The 17,585-nt window shown below is 65.9% G+C and carries 17 protein-coding genes and 2 pseudogenes; 12 read left to right on the forward strand and 7 right to left on the reverse strand.

What is annotated here, in order from left to right; all coding sequences use genetic code 11:
• Together ACHQ4I_RS16350 and ACHQ4I_RS16355 are read left to right on the forward strand one after the other, a co-directional pair.
• Positions 1-884 (forward strand): annotated as a pseudogene (locus tag ACHQ4I_RS16350) (TerD family protein); the annotation flags it as partial.
• A 29-nt stretch (positions 885-913) separates the two neighbouring features.
• Positions 914-2,350 carry a TerD family protein gene (locus ACHQ4I_RS16355; RefSeq protein WP_420772555.1) on the forward strand — a complete coding sequence of 479 codons (1,437 nt, stop codon included), beginning with the start codon at positions 914-916 and terminating at the stop codon, positions 2,348-2,350.
• Positions 2,351-2,362: 12 nt separating this feature from the next.
• On the opposite strand, the gene ACHQ4I_RS16360 is transcribed toward ACHQ4I_RS16355, so the two are convergent.
• Positions 2,363-3,019: a TetR/AcrR family transcriptional regulator gene (locus tag ACHQ4I_RS16360; RefSeq protein ID WP_420772556.1), complete on the reverse strand. Its 657-nt coding sequence runs from the start codon at positions 3,017-3,019 to the stop codon at positions 2,363-2,365.
• Positions 3,020-3,248: 229 nt separating this feature from the next.
• On the opposite strand from ACHQ4I_RS16360, the gene ACHQ4I_RS16365 reads away from it, so the two are divergent.
• The 4 genes from ACHQ4I_RS16365 (at position 3,249) to ACHQ4I_RS16380 (ending at position 8,818) form a co-directional block, all read left to right on the forward strand.
• Positions 3,249-4,787 carry an amino acid permease gene (locus tag ACHQ4I_RS16365; protein ID WP_420772557.1) on the forward strand — a complete coding sequence of 513 codons (1,539 nt, stop codon included), beginning with the start codon at positions 3,249-3,251 and terminating at the stop codon, positions 4,785-4,787.
• A gap of 244 nt (positions 4,788-5,031) precedes the next feature.
• Positions 5,032-5,778: a DUF1989 domain-containing protein gene (locus tag ACHQ4I_RS16370; protein WP_420772726.1), complete on the forward strand. Its 747-nt coding sequence runs from the start codon at positions 5,032-5,034 to the stop codon at positions 5,776-5,778.
• A complete protein-coding gene (locus ACHQ4I_RS16375; RefSeq protein ID WP_420772558.1) occupies positions 5,775-6,395 on the forward strand; it encodes an urea amidolyase associated protein UAAP2 in 621 nt (206 codons plus the stop codon). The genes ACHQ4I_RS16370 and ACHQ4I_RS16375 overlap by 4 nt, the downstream gene beginning before the upstream one ends.
• Before the next feature lie 425 nt (positions 6,396-6,820).
• Positions 6,821-8,818 (forward strand): 5-oxoprolinase/urea amidolyase family protein, encoded by a 1,998-nt coding sequence (locus ACHQ4I_RS16380; protein WP_420772727.1) that lies wholly within the window; start codon positions 6,821-6,823, stop codon positions 8,816-8,818.
• Positions 8,819-8,824: 6 nt separating this feature from the next.
• Here the strand turns inward: ACHQ4I_RS16380 and ACHQ4I_RS16385 are convergent, their stop codons facing one another.
• Both ACHQ4I_RS16385 and ACHQ4I_RS16390 read right to left on the reverse strand, forming a co-directional pair.
• Positions 8,825-8,977, reverse strand: coding sequence for a hypothetical protein (locus tag ACHQ4I_RS16385; RefSeq protein ID WP_420772559.1), 153 nt, complete (start codon positions 8,975-8,977; stop codon positions 8,825-8,827).
• Positions 8,978-9,062: 85 nt separating this feature from the next.
• Complete coding sequence (locus tag ACHQ4I_RS16390) at positions 9,063-10,217, reverse strand: epoxide hydrolase family protein (RefSeq protein WP_420772560.1); 1,155 nt, start codon at positions 10,215-10,217, stop codon at positions 9,063-9,065.
• 63 nt (positions 10,218-10,280) lie between these two features.
• Between ACHQ4I_RS16390 and ACHQ4I_RS16395 the strand changes: the two are divergent.
• The 3 genes and pseudogenes from ACHQ4I_RS16395 to ACHQ4I_RS16405 all read left to right on the forward strand — a co-directional run.
• Positions 10,281-10,628, forward strand: a pseudogene (locus ACHQ4I_RS16395) (helix-turn-helix transcriptional regulator); the annotation flags it as partial.
• A gap of 55 nt (positions 10,629-10,683) precedes the next feature.
• The gene (locus tag ACHQ4I_RS16400; RefSeq protein ID WP_420772561.1) at positions 10,684-10,947 is read left to right on the forward strand and encodes a type II toxin-antitoxin system Phd/YefM family antitoxin; all 264 of its coding nucleotides are present in this window, start codon (positions 10,684-10,686) and stop codon (positions 10,945-10,947) included.
• Complete coding sequence (locus ACHQ4I_RS16405; RefSeq protein ID WP_420772562.1) at positions 10,932-11,330, forward strand: PIN domain-containing protein; 399 nt, start codon at positions 10,932-10,934, stop codon at positions 11,328-11,330. Before ACHQ4I_RS16400 ends, ACHQ4I_RS16405 begins: the two co-directional genes overlap by 16 nt.
• A gap of 51 nt (positions 11,331-11,381) precedes the next feature.
• Here the strand turns inward: ACHQ4I_RS16405 and ACHQ4I_RS16410 are convergent, their stop codons facing one another.
• Both ACHQ4I_RS16410 and ACHQ4I_RS16415 read right to left on the reverse strand, forming a co-directional pair.
• Positions 11,382-12,128 carry a type 1 glutamine amidotransferase domain-containing protein gene (locus ACHQ4I_RS16410; protein ID WP_420772563.1) on the reverse strand — a complete coding sequence of 249 codons (747 nt, stop codon included), beginning with the start codon at positions 12,126-12,128 and terminating at the stop codon, positions 11,382-11,384.
• A 125-nt stretch (positions 12,129-12,253) separates the two neighbouring features.
• Positions 12,254-12,730 carry a MarR family winged helix-turn-helix transcriptional regulator gene (locus ACHQ4I_RS16415; RefSeq protein WP_420772564.1) on the reverse strand — a complete coding sequence of 159 codons (477 nt, stop codon included), beginning with the start codon at positions 12,728-12,730 and terminating at the stop codon, positions 12,254-12,256.
• Positions 12,731-12,841: 111 nt separating this feature from the next.
• Between ACHQ4I_RS16415 and ACHQ4I_RS16420 the strand changes: the two genes are divergently transcribed.
• Positions 12,842-13,969 carry a GDSL-type esterase/lipase family protein gene (locus ACHQ4I_RS16420; protein WP_420772565.1) on the forward strand — a complete coding sequence of 376 codons (1,128 nt, stop codon included), beginning with the start codon at positions 12,842-12,844 and terminating at the stop codon, positions 13,967-13,969.
• A gap of 43 nt (positions 13,970-14,012) precedes the next feature.
• Here ACHQ4I_RS16420 and ACHQ4I_RS16425 read toward each other — a convergent pair whose 3' ends face one another.
• Positions 14,013-14,624, reverse strand: a complete 612-nt coding sequence (locus tag ACHQ4I_RS16425; RefSeq protein WP_420772566.1) for a TetR/AcrR family transcriptional regulator — start codon at positions 14,622-14,624, stop codon at positions 14,013-14,015.
• A 73-nt stretch (positions 14,625-14,697) separates the two neighbouring features.
• Between ACHQ4I_RS16425 and ACHQ4I_RS16430 the strand changes: the two genes are divergently transcribed.
• On the forward strand, positions 14,698-15,258 hold the full coding sequence (locus ACHQ4I_RS16430; protein WP_420772567.1) for a peroxiredoxin-like family protein: 561 nt from the start codon (positions 14,698-14,700) through the stop codon (positions 15,256-15,258).
• A 122-nt stretch (positions 15,259-15,380) separates the two neighbouring features.
• Here the strand turns inward: ACHQ4I_RS16430 and ACHQ4I_RS16435 are convergent, their stop codons facing one another.
• Positions 15,381-15,953, reverse strand: coding sequence for a Uma2 family endonuclease (locus ACHQ4I_RS16435; RefSeq protein WP_420772568.1), 573 nt, complete (start codon positions 15,951-15,953; stop codon positions 15,381-15,383).
• Between the two features lie 209 nt (positions 15,954-16,162).
• On the opposite strand from ACHQ4I_RS16435, the gene ACHQ4I_RS16440 reads away from it, so the two are divergent.
• Positions 16,163-17,533: a serine hydrolase domain-containing protein gene (locus tag ACHQ4I_RS16440; protein ID WP_420772569.1), complete on the forward strand. Its 1,371-nt coding sequence runs from the start codon at positions 16,163-16,165 to the stop codon at positions 17,531-17,533.
• The last annotated feature ends 52 nt before the right edge of the window (positions 17,534-17,585 follow it).

The following is a 17,585-nucleotide window of genomic DNA, read 5'->3' on the forward strand; positions in this document are numbered from 1 at the left end:
CGACCGCACAGCCGTACCCGCCTGGCCCGACCGCACAGCCCTACCCGCCTGGCCCGACCGCACAGCCCTACCCGCCTGATCCGACGGCACAGCCCTACCCGGCTGATCCGACCGCACAGCCCTACGCGCCCAGCTCGACGGCACAGCCCTACCCGCCCAACCCTGCGCAGCAGCCCTATGCGCCGCCAACGGCGTCGAACCAATTCGCTTCGGCGCCTGCGGGTTCCGCTTCGACGGGCGGACCGGTCAATCTCAGCAAGGTTTCGCTGACGAAGGAATCGCCTACGGTATCGCTGGCCAAGCACGGTGCGACCGCTGGCACGATGCGGGTCAATCTGAATTGGACCACGGCGCAGACCGGCGGCGGCGGTCTGTTCGGCCGCAAGCGCGCCAATCGTCTCGATCTCGATCTCTGCTGCTTCTTCGAGCTGGCCGACGGCCGGATCGGATCGGTTCGCGCCCTTGACCGTTCGTTCGGCGCGCTGGATCGCCCGCCGTTCATCCGGCTCGACCAGGACGACCGGACCGGCAGCAGTGCGACCGGCGAGAACCTCGATATCAATCTCGACTACACCGCGCAGTTCCGCCGGATCCTGGTCTTCGCCTCGATCTACGAGGGGGCGAACAACTTCCAGGGCGTGCAGTCGACCGCGACGCTGTACCCGCTCAATTCGCCGCCGATCGAAATGATCATCAGCGGCTGCCACGACGACTCCCGCGATGTGATTCTCGCGCATATCGAGAATGTCAACGGCGAGTTGATGGTTCGCCGCGACGGCACGTTCATCCGGCCGCCCGCGGGCCGCCCCGGCGGTGGTGTGCGCGAGATCGCCCGAATCTACAACTGGGGATTCGAGTTCAGAGCGACCCACGGCAAAGACTAGAGTCACTCGAAACGATTGCGGGGGTATTTATGTCGATGATCAAGGGCGCCAATGTGGCGGTACCGACGTCCACGGTTCGTATCGAACTCGGCTGGCAGGCCGGGCCCGGCGTGCCGGATGCGGATGCGTCGGCGTTGCTGCTCGCCAATGGCAAAGTGCGCTCGGACAGCGACTTCGTCTTCTACAACCAGCCCGGCCATCCATCCGGCGCGGTGCGATACGAGGGCAAGCAGCAGGGCCCGACCGTCCTGGATGTGTTGTCGGTCAGCCTGCCTCAGTTGGAGCCGCAGATCGAGACGGTCGTGATCGCGGCCTCGGCGGACGGCGGCGCCTTCGGACAGTTCCAGGGTTTGCATGTGCGACTGGTGGATTCGGCCAACGGCATCGAACTCGCGCGCTTCGACAGCGTCGGCGCCACCACCGAAACCGCCTTCGTACTCGGCGAACTATATCGGCGACAGGGCAATTGGAAGTTCCGCGCCGTCGGACAGGGATACGCCTCCGGTTTGGCCGGTCTGGCAACCGATTACGGCATCTCCGTCGACGACGAACCCGCACCACCGCAACAACCGATGCCACCAGAGCAGTACGCACAGCAGCAGCAGTATGCGCCACCGCAACAGCCCGCGCCGCCCCAGCACTACGCGCCACCACAACAATTCGCGCCCCCACAACAGCCCACGCCACCACAGCAATTCGCGCAGCCGCAGCAGTACGCACCCCCACAGCAGCCCGCCCCACCACCGCCGCAGCAATTCGCGCCATCACAACAGCCCGCACCACCGCAGCAGTTCGCCCCGCCGGTCTCATCTAAGCCGACGCAACCTGCGCCGATCAACATGAGCAAGATTTCGCTGACCAAGGACGCTCCGGCGGTATCGCTTACCAAGACCGGCGCTACTCAGGGCATTATGCGGGTGAACCTGAATTGGTCCTCGCCGTCGGGGAAGGGCATCTTCGGTAAGCGGAAGACCGGGGATGCGCTCGATCTGGATCTTTGCTGCCTGTGGGAGTTGCAGGACGGGTCCAAGGGGACCATTCATGCGATCGGTAATTTCGGCTCGTTGGAGCAGTCGCCCTATATCCGGCTCGACAAGGATGACCGCACCGGGGCCAATGCGAACGGCGAGAACCTCGATATCAATCTCGACCATACGGCCGACTTTCGCAGAATCCTGGTGTTCGCCTCGCTCTACGAGGGTGCGCCGGACTTTCGCGGCGTCAAAGCCACCGCGACGCTGTATCCGGTAGGCGCACCGCCGATCGAAATGAGCGTCGACGGTTGCACCAATGACTCGCGACGCATGGTGCTCGCACTCATCGAGAACATCAACGGTGAGCTGGTCGTGCGGCGCGAGGGCGTATTCCTGCCGCGTCCGGCGGATCCGTCGATCTTCCTCAACCAGGCCGTCGACTTGGCCTACGGCTGGGGTATGGATTGGGTGCCCGCCAAGGGAAAGTCCTGACTCGCAGGAGATTCAGGCCACCAGCCGCTGGAGGAGTTCACTCGCATCGGCGCGGAGTCCGTCCAGATCGCCGGACCAGCCGAGCATCCGCAGGACCGCGTCGGGGATGGCGCGTTCCGCGTGGGTCGGCGCGCTGCCCTCGTCCGAGCGGATACTGATCACCGTCTCCACGAGCCGGAACGGCAGGGCCTCGGCCCCGGGAACGCCGGACTCAGCGCTGACTTCCGCAGCCAAAGTCTCGTAGTGTCTGCGTAGTTCGTCGCGGCGGAGCCGGAAGGCGGCGAAGCGTTCGGTGCGCAACTCGGGGAGCAGATACAGCGCGCCCAGATTCCAGTGCGACGCGCACAGCTGGCGTACGTCGAACCAGGCGAGCGCGTACAGCCTGGTGTGCACCGGTTCCCGCACCTCGCGCAGGCGTTCGGCGAGTTCCAAGGGGCCGGCGATGGTTTCGGCGAGCAGTGCGTCGAGGATGTCGTCCTTTGCGGCGAAGTGGTGGTAGAGGGAGGCCTGCCGGATCCCGACCGCATCCGCGACCGCGCGAGTCGAGGTTGTGGCATAGCCATTGGTGGTGAAGAGCTCTCCGGCGGCGTCGAGGATCTCGGCGCGCGGCGTCCGGCCGCGACGGGGTCGCTGGTCGAGACGGGGACGGCCGGGACCGGGATTTGCCACGACGTCATTCTGACACCGCATCCGGTACGGCCCGCCGTCGCCATAGAATTCAGACCGGTCTGATGGTTTTTGCGCCCGGCGGGGCGTGAGGTTTCTGTCACTCGATAGAAATCCAGGCAATGCAGAAGTTACCGGCGTTCCCGGAAGCGATACACGGGGGACATCGAAAGCGCGATCGCAAACGCAAAACTGTCATCTGATAGGTATTGGCCGCTCGCGAAGGAAACCCATGGCCACCAAAGTCGATTCAGTCGCCCCCGTCCTCCCACCGCCCGACGCCAACCGGGACAACGCCGACCTGGCAGGCTTCGGTTATCAACCGGTGCTGCACCGCAAGCTCGGCCGCTACGCCTCATTCGCGGCCGGATTCTCCTTCGTCTCCATCCTCACCACGATCTTCCAGTTCTTCGGCTTCGGCTATTCGTTCGGCGGGGCCGCGTTCTTCTGGACCTGGCCGATCGTGTTCGCCGGACAGTTCCTGGTCGCGCTGAACTTCGCCGAACTGGCCGCGCGCTACCCGATTTCAGGCTGTATCTACCAGTGGTCGCGGCGGCTCGGCGGTGAGGTCGTCGGCTGGTTCGCGGGGTGGATGATGGTCATCGCGCAGATCGTTACCGCCGCCGCGGCCGCGATCGCGCTGCAGGTGGTGCTGCCATCGATCTGGAGCGGATTCCAGATCGTCGGCGATGACGCCGCGCTCACCTCGACCTCCGGCGCCACCAATGCGGTGCTGCTGGGCAGCATTCTGCTGGTGATCACCACGGTGATCAATGTGATCGGCATCGATTTGATGGCGCGGATCAATTCGATCGGCGTCACCGTGGAGATCGTCGGCGTGCTGGCGATCATCGCGCTGTTCTTCACCCACACCGAGCGCGGGCCGGGTGTGGTGCTGCAGACCGATCAGGCCTCCCCGGGGCCGTATTGGGCCGCATTCCTCGTCTCGGGTCTCATGGCCGCGTACGTGATGGTCGGATTCGATTCCGCCGGTGAGCTTTCCGAGGAGACCAAGAATCCGCGGCGGGTCGCCCCGCGCACCATCCTGACCGCACTCGCGGTCTCGGCACTCGGCGGTGGACTGCTGCTACTCGGAGCGCTCATGGCCGCGCCGAGCCTGGACGACGGTTCGCTGTCCACCGAGGGTTTGGCCTATGTGCTCACCTCGAAGCTCGACAGCCCTGCGGGCAAGGTGCTGCTCGGGTGCGTCGCGGTGGCGATCACGGTGTGCACCCTGGCAATTCAGACCGCGGGCTCGCGCCTGATGTTCTCGATGGCGCGGGATGGCAAGTTGCCCTTCGCTCCTCGCCTCGCCGCGGTGCATCCGCGCTTCGGCACTCCGGTGCTGCCGTCGGTGATCATCGGAGTACTGGGCATCGGCCTGCTCGTGCTCAATGTAGGCAATGCCGCGATCTTCGCCACCCTGGCCAGTGTGTGCATCGTGACGCTCTACCTGGCGTATCTGCTGGTCACCGTGCCGTTGCTGGTGCGGCGGATCAAGGGCTGGGACAGCGACGCGGCACTGTTCGGCCTGGGCCGCTTCGGTATTCCGATCAACGCGCTCGCCGTCGTCTGGGGCATCGCGATGGCGGTGAACCTGGCCTGGCCGCGCGCGGAGGTCTACACGCCCAATGGCGGTGGCTGGTGGATGCTCTGGGCCGCACCGCTTTTCGTGCTGGTTGTGATCGCGGTCGGGGTTGTCGTGCACCGCATCGTCAACGCAGGGCCGAAGACCGAGGAAAGCCTCGAACCCGCAGCCCAACCCGCCTGACCGGGCCGTGCGCGGTGGCGGGTCGATTATCCGCCGCCGCGCACGATCCAAACCGCGTGATGCGCCGCACGCACCGCGCCCGACCGCGAAGCAACTCGCACACCACACCGGCGGCCACCACGGAATACAACAACCGATCTGCGCCAGCCCATCCGCTCGCCTACCGCGCGCATCGCGGAGAAGTCGCGCTCCCCTGAGCGACAGCTCGGTCGACCGACATATCGCATCGAAAGGATCGACGATGATCAGCACAGCCTCCACCACCGGAGCACGGGCGCACGCCCGGTCGCAAGCGGCCGCCGCCGAGATTGCGGGGCCCGATCTGCCGGACGATATCGCGGCGGCGAAGATCACTTTCGCACGACGCATTCCGGCCGGCGGGTACGCGAACATCGTGCTCGGTCGCGGTACCAGGGTTCGATTGCGCGATATCGACGGTGCTGCGTGCGCGCACGTATTGCTGCTGCGCGCCGACGCACCGTGGGAGCGACTGAATGTCGCCGATACCGTGAAGGTGCCGTGGCAGGCGTATCCGGGTACCGGGCATCCGCTGCTCTCGGATCAGGGCCGAGTGCTGGCCACCATGGTCGCCGACACCTCGGGCCGCCACGACACGCTGTGCGGACCGACGCCCGAAGCGCGAGCACTGCTGCGACTCGCGGGGACCAAGCAGGGACTAGAGCCGCGCGATATCGCGCCGACCGTGTCGTTCTTCCGTGGCGTGCGCGTCGAAGCCGATGGCGCGCTGACCGCTACCGGCAGTGCGGCCCCCGGAGCATCGGTCGATCTGCTCATCCACCTGCCGGTGGTCGTGCTCATCGCCGACACCGCGCATCCGCTCGATGACCGGCCCGCGACGGATCTCGACATCGTCGCCTGGTCCGCACCGGAGGAGCTTGCCGTGCGACACAATTCCGACCCCGAGTACCTGCGGGCGGTCGAGAACACCGAACAGGCCTGGACGGCCGCGACTCTGGAGGTAGGGGCATGAGCGCGGCAACGACCCGAACCGTCGTCCTCGACGAAACCGTGCCCGCACGCGCGCCGTGGTCGACCGTGGTCCGCGCGGGTGATCAGCTCGAAATCATCGACCTGCACGGCAATCAGGCGGTGGACTGCCTGCTGTACTCGGCCGCCGACCACACCGACCGCTACAGCGCACAGGCCACCATTACCGCCCAGCGCAATATCTTCCTCGGCACCGGCAGCGTGCTGCTCACCGACGCGGGCACCGCTCTGATGACCGTCGTCGCCGACGAGGTCGGCAATCACGACACCATCGCGGGCGCCTGCTCCCAGGAGTCCAATACGCTGCGCTACGGCCACCACACCCGCCACCAGCACGCCTGCGTGGAGAACTTCCTCGCCGAGGCGCTGAAATGGGGCCTCGGCAAACGAGATCTGGTCTCGAATATCAACTGGTTCATGAATGTTCCGGTGGAGGCCGACGGCACCCTCGGCATCGTCGACGGATTATCCGCTCCCGGAAAGAAAGTCACCCTCCGCGCGGAGATCGACACCCTGGTGCTCATCTCCAACTGCCCGCAGATCAACAACCCCTGCAACGGCTTCGACCCCACTCCCGTGCGCATGGTGGTGACCCGATGACTGTCACCGAGCTCTCGGTGGACGACGGCATGCAGACCTCCGCCGACGTGCAGTCCGGTGCGAACGAGTTCGTGGACGATCCACCCGACCGCACAGACGGTGCCAGGCGCTCCGATATGCCCGCAACTGCCGTGATGGACACCCCCGAGATGCACCCAGCGAGCAACGCAGCGACGGCGACGGCCACACAGGAGACCACCGTGGACAACGCGCCGGGCCAGGCCGACGGTGGTACGCGAACCGGGCGCTCCGATACGTCCACTACTGCCGTCATCGACACAGCCCAGATGCACCCAGCGAGCGACACCGAGCTGTCGGCGGTCGTGCAGCAAGCCACCCCGGACGATGCGACCGACCGCACAGACACTGCCACGCGAACCGGGCGGGCCGATACGCCCGCCACTGCCGTGATGGACACCCCCGAGATGCACCCAGCGAGCGACACCGAGCTGTCGGCGGTCGTGCAGGTCGAGGTGATGCGGTCGGGAATGCTTACGACGGTGCAGGATTGGCCGGGGCGGGTTGGGTTCTGGCATGTCGGGGTGCCGCCGTCGGGTCCGATGGACGATCTGTCCTTCCGGCTCGGGAACCGGGTGCTCGGCAATGCCGAAGGGGCGGCGGGGCTCGAATGTACGCTCGGTGGACCGGCTTTGAAGTTCTCGGCGCCGACGTGGGTCTGTGTGACGGGTGCGCCGACCGATGTTCGGGTGAACGGGACTCCGGTGCATCAGTGGCGCACGGTCGAGGTTCCGGCGGGCGGGGTGCTCGATATCGGGGCCGTGCGCGGTCCGGGCATGCGCTGCTACGTGCTGATCGCGGGCGGCATTGACCTACCCGAATATCTGGGCAGCGCAGCCACATTCACGCTGGGCAAGTTCGGCGGCAGTGCGGGCAACGCGCTGCGCGCCGGTGTGGTGCTGCCCCTCGGCGCTCACCGCGGCAAGGTCGCCGTGGCGGTGCCGATGGAGGAGCAGCCGGTGCTGGCCAAGCGCTGGGAGTTGGCCGTGACCGAGGGGCCGCACGGCGCGCCGGAGTTCTTCACTCGCGCCGATTTCGACACCGTGATCGGCACCGACTACGAGGTGCATTTCAACTCCGACCGCACCGGCGTCCGGCTGATCGGACCGAAACCGGAGTGGGCCAGGACCGATGGCGGCGAGGCCGGGCTGCACCCATCGAATATTCATGACACCCCGTATTCCGTTGGCGCACTGGACTTCACCGGCGATACTCCGATCCTGCTCGGACCGGACGGTCCCAGCCTCGGCGGCTTCGTCTGCCCGGTGACCGTCGTCGCCGCCGACCGGTGGAAGCTCGGCCAACTCTGCCCCGGCGATGCCGTGCGCTTCGTCCCGATCCGCTCCGATCGCGCCGCCCCGATCCGGGAACTCGGACCGGCCCGGCGCGCCGCTTGGTCCACCGTGCTCTCCTCCGGCGGCGACGGCGATGACGGTGTGTTGCGCCGCACCGATGTCGACGACGAGACCGGCGTGACCTACCGTCGCCAGGGTGACGACGGCGTGCTCGTCGAATACGGCGCTATGACCTTGGATCTCGGTCTGCGCGCCCGCGTGCACGCCCTGCACGAGCATCTGCTGGCGGTCGGCGTGCGCGGTGTGACCGAGCTGACGCCGGGGGTGCGGTCGCTGCAGATCCGGGTGGATCCGGCGATCCTGCCGGTGCCCGCGCTGCTGGATCTGCTGGCCGAGGCCGAACAGCACATCCCCGCCTCCGATCAACTCGTGGTGCCCAGTCGCACGGTGCATCTACCGCTGTCCTGGGACGATCCGTCGACGCGCGAGGCGATCACCCGCTATATGCACGGCGTGCGCGCCGATGCCCCGTGGTGCCCGTGGAATATCGAATTCATCCGGCGGATGAACGGATTGGGCTCGGTCCAGCAGGTGTACGACACCGTATTCGGCGCCGAATACCTGGTGCTCGGCCTCGGCGACGTCTACCTCGGCGCGCCGGTCGCGACGCCGACCGATCCGCGCCACCGCTTGGTCACCACCAAATACAACCCGGCCCGCACCTGGACTCCGGAGAACGCGGTCGGCATCGGCGGCGCCTACCTGTGCATCTACGGTATGGAGGGTCCGGGCGGCTACCAGTTCGTCGGCCGCACCACCCAGGTCTGGAATCACCGCAATCCCGGCACCGACGAATCCCCCTGGCTGCTCCGCTATTTCGACCGGATCCGCTGGTACCCCGTCGAGGCGGACGAACTCCTCGACCTGCGCGCCGATTTCGCGGCGGGCAATGTCGAAGTGCGCGCCGAGGACGGCGAATTCGCCCTCGCCGACTACCGGAGGTTCCTGTCCGACAATGCCGAATCCATCGACGGGTTCCGCGCACGACAAGCCGAAGCCTTTGCCGCCGAACGCGACTCCTGGCGGCAGGCCGGTGAACTCACGGCCTGACCACGCCTACCAGCCGAAGAGCTCCGCCATATCGATGGACTCGTCGTCCCAGAGTTCTTCGATATGGCGTCTTTCGGCGTCGGGCAGATCCGGCGCCCAGCCGCAGCGGCGCCAGAAGTCCTCTCGATGTTGCTGGGTAATCCTTCTCGGCTCGCTCACGGCGCTCACCTCTGCGTTGCCACGATCCTGCTGCATCGATTGTGGGCCTGCTCCGGCCGCGACATGCCGGAACAGGCCCATGTTCTCAGCGCAGGTCGCGGAAGAACTCGCGGACATCGCTTGTCAGCAGCGCCGGTTCCTCGAGCGCCGCGAAGTGTCCGCCGTGATCCACGTCGGTCCACCGCGTAAAGGTGTTCTCCGGCTCGCAATACCGACGTATGCAGACATCATGCGCGAGCATGAGCGCCGCAGTCGGCACACCGGAATTCGGCTTGGGCTCACCCCGGGTCCCGCGCTGCGCATAGCCGACATACGCCGCTGAACCGGCGGTTGCGTTGAGCCAGTACAGCATCACGTTGGTCAATAGCCGATCGCGGTCAATGATCTTGTCCGGGTCCACATTTCGCGGATACGTCCATTCGCGGAACTTGTCCATGATCCAGGCGAGCTGCCCCACCGGCGAATCCACCAACCCGTACGCCAGGGTCTGCGGCCGGGTGGACTGGATGGCGATATAGCCGAATTCCTCCTGCATGAACGCCGCGATGCGCCGAATCCGGTCGCGTTCGAGATCGGTCAGGCTCGCCAACTCCTGCTCGGACAGCTGCTGTGTCGGGATCGGACCGGGACCACCATTCGTGTGCACGCCGACGACATGGTCCGGCGCGGCCCGGCCGACCTGCGGGCTGACCGAGCCGCCGATATCGCCACCCTGCGTGCCATAGCGCGTATAGCCGAGCCTGCGCATCAGCTCCGCCCAGGCGGCGCCGATGCGCTCGATGGTCCAGCCGCCGTCGCCGACCGGACCTGAGAATCCGAAGCCCGGCAGCGACGGAATGATGAGGTGGAACGCATCGGCGGCGTCGCCGCCATGTGCGCGCGGGTCGGTGAGCGGTCCGATCACATCGAGGAATTCGACGACCGAACCGGGCCAGCCGTGCGTCATCAGCAGCGGGAGCGCATCGGGCTCGGGCGAACGGATGTGCAGGAAGTGGATGCGCTGTCCGTCGATCTCGGTGGTGAATTGCGGGTAGCTGTTGAGCTGGGCCTCGGCCGCGCGCCAGTCGTATTCGGTGCGCCAGTAGTCGACCAGGTCACGCAGCCAGGTGGTCGGTACGCCGATGTCCCAGCCGTCGCCGGGCAGCGGTGCGGGCCACCGCGCGTTATCGAGACGATTGCGCAGGTCATCTAGCTGCTGCTGCGGGATTTCGATGCGGAACGGGGTGATCTCTGTGCTCATGAGAACCACGCTATGAGCCGCCTAGGACAGGTTCGGCCCTAGGTTTGCGGCAGACTTTCGGGCATGTTGGAAACCTCCGCGCGCCTGCTGCGACTGCTGTCGCTGCTGCAGACGCCTCGCGACTGGACCGGCACCGAACTCGCCGAACGCCTCGAGGTCGACGTGCGCACGGTGCGCCGCGATATCGATAAGCTGCGCAATCTCGGCTATCCGGTGGACGCGACCCCCGGCGTCGCGGGATACCGGCTCGGCGCTGGCGCGAAACTGCCGCCGCTGCTGCTGGACGACGATGAGGCGGTGGCCGTGGCCGTGGGGCTGCGCACCGCGGCGGGCGGCACGATCGCGGGTATCGAGGACAGTTCGTTGCGCGCACTCACCAAGCTGGAGCAGGTGCTGCCGTCGAGGCTGCGGGTACCGGCGCGGGAACGATGCCACCGAAACCACTTGATTCAGATATTCTGAATTCATGACCACGATGACGGCTGCCGAAGCATCACGGAACTTCTCCGCCGTGCTCGACCGCGCCGAGCGCGGTGAAACTATCACTATCGTGCGACATGGACACACTGTTGCCACCATCACACCTGCACCGAAACGAACCGGCCGGGACCTGCGACTCGCGTTGGAGAACACCGATGTGCCGCCATTCGACGAGAATTACGAATCCGACATCGCCAACGGCTTGTCACTGATCTCCGATGACATGAGGGATCCGTGGGACGAAGCCTGATCCTCGATACCCGAGTCCTTATCGCCTACGAGCGCGGAACGATCGACAGGACCCTCTTCGACGACGACGAACTCGCCGTGGCGGCGGTGACCGTCGCAGAGTTCCGGGTCGGTATCGAGTTGGCCGATACCCAGGTACGGGCGGCCGCTCGATCCCGCAGGCTGGATCTGCTGCTGGCAGACATCGATGTGTTGGACTACAGCAAACGGACAGCCACTCACCATGCCCAACTCATCGCCCATGCGCGCCGCGCGGGCATGCCACGTGGCGCGCACGATCTGATCATCGCGGCCCACGCCGCCGAGACCGGCCGGACCGTCGTTTCGCTCGATGCCAAGGCCAGATTCGGCGAACTGCCCGGTGTCACGGGAATTGTTCCCTGACCGGAACAACGAACGGCGACGGTGCTGACGGGCGGATTCGCCAATGCCCGACTACACGCCGAGCGCCTCGATCACCAGGCGGGCCGCGGCGGCGCCGGAATACTGCTGCTGGCCGGTGATCAGATTGCCGTCGCGCACGGCGTGCGGCTTGAAGCGGCTTGCCACAATGAAATTGGTGCCGTCGAGTTTGCGTGCCTCGTCCTCGATGCGGAACGGCTGGATGGTCCGGCCGACGAACTGGTCGGCATAGTCTTCCTCGGAGTTCGCGAAGCCGGTCCAGGTGCGGCCGTTGACCACCAGATTCCCGTTCGGAAGCATCGCCTTGAGCAGCACGCAGGTCGCGTGACATACGACCGCTACCACCCGATTGGCCGCGACCCGCGCCGAAACCAGGTCATGGATGCGCGTGTCATCGATGAACGTGTACATCGGCGCCTGGCCGCCGACCAGGAACACTGCGTCGTATTCGTCAGTATTCACGGCCTCGAGGGCCAGCGTTTTTTCGACCAGCGCAGCATGTTTCGGCGAAGAGATGAAGCCGAGGCTGATCAGATCCTCTGCGCTGTAGCCGGTTTCGTCGCGCGGATCGCTCCAGGAGTCCGCGACCAGCGCGCCGCCGTCCGGGCTGGCGATATCGACCTGATAGCCGTGTTCGACGAATTCCCAATAGGGGTGGGAGAGTTCGGCCCACCAAAAGCCGATGGGCCAACCGGTCTGCCGGGAGACCGACGGATTCGAGGCCACGATCAGCACTCGTTTGGGCTTGTCCGGGCTCAAAATGTCGACGGATGCACTCACCGATCACACCTTTCGTCGGGTCACGCGGCGTGGCCCTCGCGGACCATTCTCCCAGCGCGAGCGCGCGCCCGGCTCGCGAGTTCACTGAGAGCCGAATCCTTTGCCGGGGAAGATGTTTCGGCGATCTAGTCGGATTCGCGCGCGGTCGCCTCCGGGCTCACTGCATCGCGAACAATGCGCAGCCCGGCAGCCAAGGCGTCGAGCTGGTCCTGGGTGAGCAGACCGGTGAACCAGCGTTCGACGACCTCGAGGTATTCGGGCAGTACGCGCGCCAGCCGGGTCGCACCAGCGGCGGTGAGCACGGCATGGGAACTGCGCCGGTCCGCGGAATCGAGTTCGCGCCGCACGAAGCCGTTGCGCTGCAGCCGGTCGACCAGCCGGGTGACACCACTGGTCGACAGATTCGTCTGGGCGGCGAGGTCGGTCATCCGCAGTCGCCGCCCCGGTGACCGGCTGAGCCGCATCAGCGCATTGGCATCGAGTCCGGACAGACCGTGCTTCTTCCAGGTCGGTTCCAACTTTCTGAGCAGACCGTCGTGCGCCTCGTAGAGCAGGCCCATGGTGGTGAGCCGAGGGTCGTCGAAGAGGTCTGTCGTATCCACGGCTCCGAGCCTAGCCCACGATAGTTGCCGAGGGGATAGTTGACGCGAGGAATATCTCTGCTAAGTTGTTGTCAGCGCAATATTCCTCACGGCAACAAAATGGAGATTCAGATGACTGACACACTGCGTTGGGTCGCGGGATTCCGTTCCACCCTGGTCGACCCCGCCGAGCGGATCCGCCTGGTGGAGCCACGCGGCTTCGCCGATCACACGGTGCGTCAGGTGCTGCACCTGGTCGGCGAGGGCGAACAGCTGCGGGTGCGGCTGACCAACCGCTACGGTTCGGCGCCGGTGACGATCGGTGCGGCGCGCATCGCGGTGCGCAAGGCCGGCGAGGAGATCGTGACGGAGACCGATACCGAACTGCGCTTCGACGGCAAGGCGCGGGCCATCATTCCGGCGGGCGCCGACATCATCAGCGACCCGATCGATTTCGCGGTCGCGACCGGCACGGATCTGGCGCTGAGCCTGTACCTGCCCGAGGCGACCGAGCTGGCGCCCTTCTCACATCTGCCGATGGAACCCAGCTACGTGACGACCGGCGACCAGACCTCCGCACCCGCGCTGCCGGACGCCGAACAGACCACCTCACGCTTCTATGTGACCGGCGTCGATGTGCTGACCGCGACGAACGCTCCGATCGTCGTCGCATTCGGTGACTCCTGGTTCGAAGGCGTCGGCTCGACCCCGGGTGCGAACGGCCGCTCGGTCGATGTTCTCAACGAACGCCTCGTCTCGGGATGGGCGCTCAACCAGGGCATCGGCGGAACTCGCCTGCTGACCGATCAGATCGGCGAGCACGGCCTGGCTCGGTTCGACCGCGATGTGTTGGGTGTTCCCGGCGTGACGCACGTGGTGCTGAACTACGGCATCAACGACCTGATCCTGGACAACCACACCTCCCCCGCCGACGACCTGATCGCCGGATTCACCGCCCTCGCCGAACGCGCTCGGGCCGCGGGACTGAAGGTGTACGCGAACACCGTCGGACCGTTCGCCGGTGTGATCTATCCCGATCTGAATGTCGCCGAGGGGCGGCGGGTTCGGCATGCGGTCAACGAATGGTTGCGCACCACAGACGTTTTCGACGGGGTCTTCGATGTGGCGGCCGCCGTGGAGAATCCGCAGGACCGCGACTTCATCCGGCCCGATCTGGATTCCGGTGACGGTCTGCACCTCAATGACGCAGGGGCGCGGATCATGGGCGAAACCATGAGCCTTCCCGGGCTCACCCGCTGAATTATCGTGCGTCCTCCGCGAAATCCCTCGCGGCAGTCCGCTGCTACGGAGCCAGGCCGCGGAGCACGATTTCGATGCCGAGGCGGAATTCAGTCTCGGCGTCGACTTTTCGGGCGTCCGTGGCGGTCTCGGTCAAGAGGGGGTAGTCGGCGCGGGCGAGGCGGGTCATGGCGGCGGTGCCCGCGCCGGAGAGGGGGCCGTAGTGCTCGTTCTGCAGGTGGCCGAGGAGGAAGGCCACGAGGGTGCGTTGGGCCAGGACTCGGCCGATGCCGGTGAAACCCGCGTCGGTGAGGATCGTGAGCGTCGCCTCGATCCAGCGGAGGCTTGCGGGGGCGGACTGGCGATGGCGCACGACGAGCGGGACCGCGGCCGGATGGGTGGAGACCGCCGTTCGCATTCGGTCCAGGAGTGCCGCGACGCGGTCGCGCCAGTCCGGGTCGGTCGGTGGTGTCAGGTCGATGCTGGCGAGGAGGTGGTCGACGACCAGCACCTCCAGTTCGTCGCGGTCGGCGACGTAGCGGTAGAGGCCCATGGTGGCTATGCGGAGTTCCTTGGCGACCGCGCGCATGGTGAGGCCGGGCAGGCCGTCGCGATCGAGCACGGCGAGGGCGGCGGCCGCGATGCCGGGGCTGGTCAGCGAGCGAGGGCGGGGCACGGGTTGACAGCGTACAAGGTACGCGCATACTTGTCGTAGGCGTACGTCGTACACCTACGAAGGGAGTGTTTTCATGTCCTTGCCGACCACGGTGGCCGACCGGGCACTGGTCACCATCGCCGACAGCACAATTCGGATCCCCGATGAGGATTGCCTGATCCACCTCCAGTTCCGCCGCTTCGCCGGATGCCCGATCTGCAACCTGCACCTGCGCTCGTTCGCCGTCCGGCACGACGAGATCCTGGCCGCGAATATCCGCGAGGTCGTCGTCTTCCATTCCAGCGCAGCGGAATTGCGCAAATACGAAGGCGACCTCCCCTTCGACCTGATCGCGGACCCGACCCGAATCCTCTACCGCGAGTTCGGCATCGAATCCACACCCCGCGCCCTCCTGGACCCGCGCGCCTGGCCCGCCATCATCCGCGGCGTCGCGAGCGCAACGCGCGCAGTCCTGCGCAAGGAAAAGCCCGCTCCCCCACCCGAACCCGAGGGCGGCCGCCTCGGCCTCCCCGGCGATTTCCTCATCGCCCCCGACGGCCGAGTGCTCGCAAGCAAACTCGGCAAACACGCCGACGACCAATGGTCGGTAGACGAACTACTCGCCCTGGCGCCGAATGCGGACGCCCAGCATTGACCATCGAGCGCCCGCATCCGTTGGGAGACATGCTATTTCGCATTGAACGGTAGCGCCGCCCTGGTCTTCGCACGTCCCCTGCTACCAACGAAGCAAGCCAGCCCCAAAGAATGGTGTCCGATTCAGAGCATCAGTGACGCCGGATCCACCGTGAATTCAAAGGGATCGCGCAGGGTGACCGTCTCTCCGGCGGCCACCCTGTGCGTCGGCTCGTAAGTGTGATCGGTGCCGAGCACATGGGCAAACAGCACCGGCAGCGACTCACCCGACAGTTGGCCCTTGAACGGGTTGATCTCGAAGCGCCAGTAGTTCGGTATCCCGGCTGCGGCGTAGAGCACCGGCTTGACCATGCGGTCCTGCAGTGTTGTCGATTTGGATACCACTTCTACGGCCAGTTTCACCTGTTCGACCGGTATCCCCCGGTCATTCGCCGCCATCGGTCCTGTCGCCACAATGAGATCCGGAATCGGCTCATCGTCGCCGATAAGCACCCCGACTCCCTCCAGCACCACGTACTCCTTCGGTGCGACATCGACGAGGGCGCGCACCAACCATTGGATCAGCCACTGATGTCCGAGTTTCGGGGCGGCATTCACGACGAGCTGACCATTCAGTACCTCGTACCGTAATCCATCTTCGGGCATGTGATCGAGATCGGCGGCCGTCCAATGGTCGCGGGGAGTCGGCATGGCCATTGGAATCACCTCCAACCTCGCTGAACAGGAACGCGGCGTGTCTGCTGACTGCATCCGAGTCTAACCCAACCGCATTCCGTCTCCATCTGACAATCGGGGCGCGCTTGTGTCAGCGCCGTGTCAGCGGGGGTGGGCATCGTGCTGGGCATGCCGGACGCACAGCATTCGAAGTTGGCGTCGCGGGTGGACTCGGCTCGGAAGGGAAGAAGATGTCTGGTATCGGATTGAGCGAATTCGTTGAGGTTGCGGCTGGCGAGTTCGGGGTTCCGGGGGCTGCGGTGGGGGTGTGGGTGGCTGAGCGGGAGGTATTTGCGATGCATGGGGTGACCAGTGTTGCGAATCCGGTGCCGGTCGATCGGGACACGATGTTCGTGTTGGGGTCGGTGAGTAAGAGCTTTACCGCGACGGCGTTGCTGCGGCTGGTTGCGGAGGGCGGGGTCGAGTTGGATGCGCCGGTGCGGCGGTATGTGCCGGAGCTGGTGCTCGCCGATGAGCGGGGCGCGGCGGAGATGACGGTGCTGAATTTGCTGAATCACACTGCGGGGCTGGGGATTCGGCTGATCGTGGAGACGGGGGACGGTGATGACGCGCTGGCGCGGTATGTGGCGCGATTGAACGAGTTGCAGCAGATCGCGCCGGTCGGGACGCGCGCTTCCTACAGTCAGGCCGGGTACAACCTGCTCGGGCGGGTTATCGAGAAGGTCACCGGGATGACCTTCGAGCAGGCGGTCGCGCGGTTGGTGCTCGATCCGATCGGGTTGTCGCACAGTCGTTATGCGCCGCGGGAGATCATGATGGACCGCTTCGCCGTTGGGCACAATCGGGGCGCGGACGGCGAACTCACTGTCGCACGGGAGTGGAAGGACACGCGTGCCAACAATCCGGGCGGCGGCATCGTCTCCTCGGTGGCCGACCAACTTCGTTGGGCGCGCTTCCATCTCGGCGATGGACGTACCGACAACGGTGAGCAGGTGCTGCCCGCCGAGGTGCTGTCCCAAATGCAGGAACAAACCGTCGAGTTGAGGGGCAGCACGCTCGGCGACGCCTTCGGGATCTGCTGGTTTCTGCGCGAGGTGGACGGTGTGCGGACCGTGGGGCACGGCGGGTCGTCGAACGGTCAATTCGCCGAGCTCCTTATGGTGCCGGAGCGGAATTTCGCCATTACCGTCATGTCGAATGCGGGTCCGGATGACGGCATTCTGTTCAACCAGGCCGTGGTCCGGTGGGCGCTGGAGCACTATCTGGGCGTGGTCGACCGGGATCCCGAACCTCTGCCGTTCGATCCGGCCCGGGCCGAGGAGATCGTCGGCGACTACGAGATCGACGCCATGACGCTCACCATCGGTACGGACGACACAGGCCTGACGGTGGCCTGCGGAATCAAGCCCGAGGTCCGCGCGGCATCGGCAATCGAACTGCCCCCGGACCTTCCGGTGGCCGGTCTCGGCCTGCTGCCCGGCGACCGGGACGAATACATCGTCACCAGCGGCGGTCTGCAGGGCCAGCGCGGATACTTCACCCGCGACGAGCAGGGCAGGATCGTTGGCGCCGATATGGCCGGACGGATGTTCAACCGGTGAAACGAAAGCCGTTGCCACACCAGGGCAACGGCTTTCGCTTTTGTCTTCGAAC

It is taken from the genome of Nocardia nepalensis (genome assembly GCF_048910785.1).
In the GTDB taxonomy this organism is placed as follows: Bacteria; Actinomycetota; Actinomycetes; order Mycobacteriales; family Mycobacteriaceae; genus Nocardia; species Nocardia nepalensis.

Bases quoted from the DNA above. Each gene is read 5' to 3' on its own strand.
- ACHQ4I_RS16435 (WP_420772568.1), bottom strand. From the start codon at position 15,953: ATGGCCATGCCGACTCCCCGCGACCATTGGACGGCCGCCGATCTCGAT.
- ACHQ4I_RS16390 (WP_420772560.1), bottom strand. From the start codon at position 10,217: ATGAGCACAGAGATCACCCCGTTCCGCATCGAAATCCCGCAGCAGCAG.
- ACHQ4I_RS16400 (WP_420772561.1), top strand. From the start codon at position 10,684: ATGACCACGATGACGGCTGCCGAAGCATCACGGAACTTCTCCGCCGTG.
- ACHQ4I_RS16430 (WP_420772567.1), top strand. From the start codon at position 14,698: ATGTCCTTGCCGACCACGGTGGCCGACCGGGCACTGGTCACCATCGCC.
- ACHQ4I_RS16420 (WP_420772565.1), top strand. From the start codon at position 12,842: ATGACTGACACACTGCGTTGGGTCGCGGGATTCCGTTCCACCCTGGTC.
- ACHQ4I_RS16365 (WP_420772557.1), top strand. From the start codon at position 3,249: ATGGCCACCAAAGTCGATTCAGTCGCCCCCGTCCTCCCACCGCCCGAC.
- ACHQ4I_RS16355 (WP_420772555.1), top strand. From the start codon at position 914: ATGTCGATGATCAAGGGCGCCAATGTGGCGGTACCGACGTCCACGGTT.
- ACHQ4I_RS16440 (WP_420772569.1), top strand. From the start codon at position 16,163: ATGTCTGGTATCGGATTGAGCGAATTCGTTGAGGTTGCGGCTGGCGAG.
- ACHQ4I_RS16375 (WP_420772558.1), top strand. From the start codon at position 5,775: ATGAGCGCGGCAACGACCCGAACCGTCGTCCTCGACGAAACCGTGCCC.
- ACHQ4I_RS16380 (WP_420772727.1), top strand. From the start codon at position 6,821: ATGCACCCAGCGAGCGACACCGAGCTGTCGGCGGTCGTGCAGGTCGAG.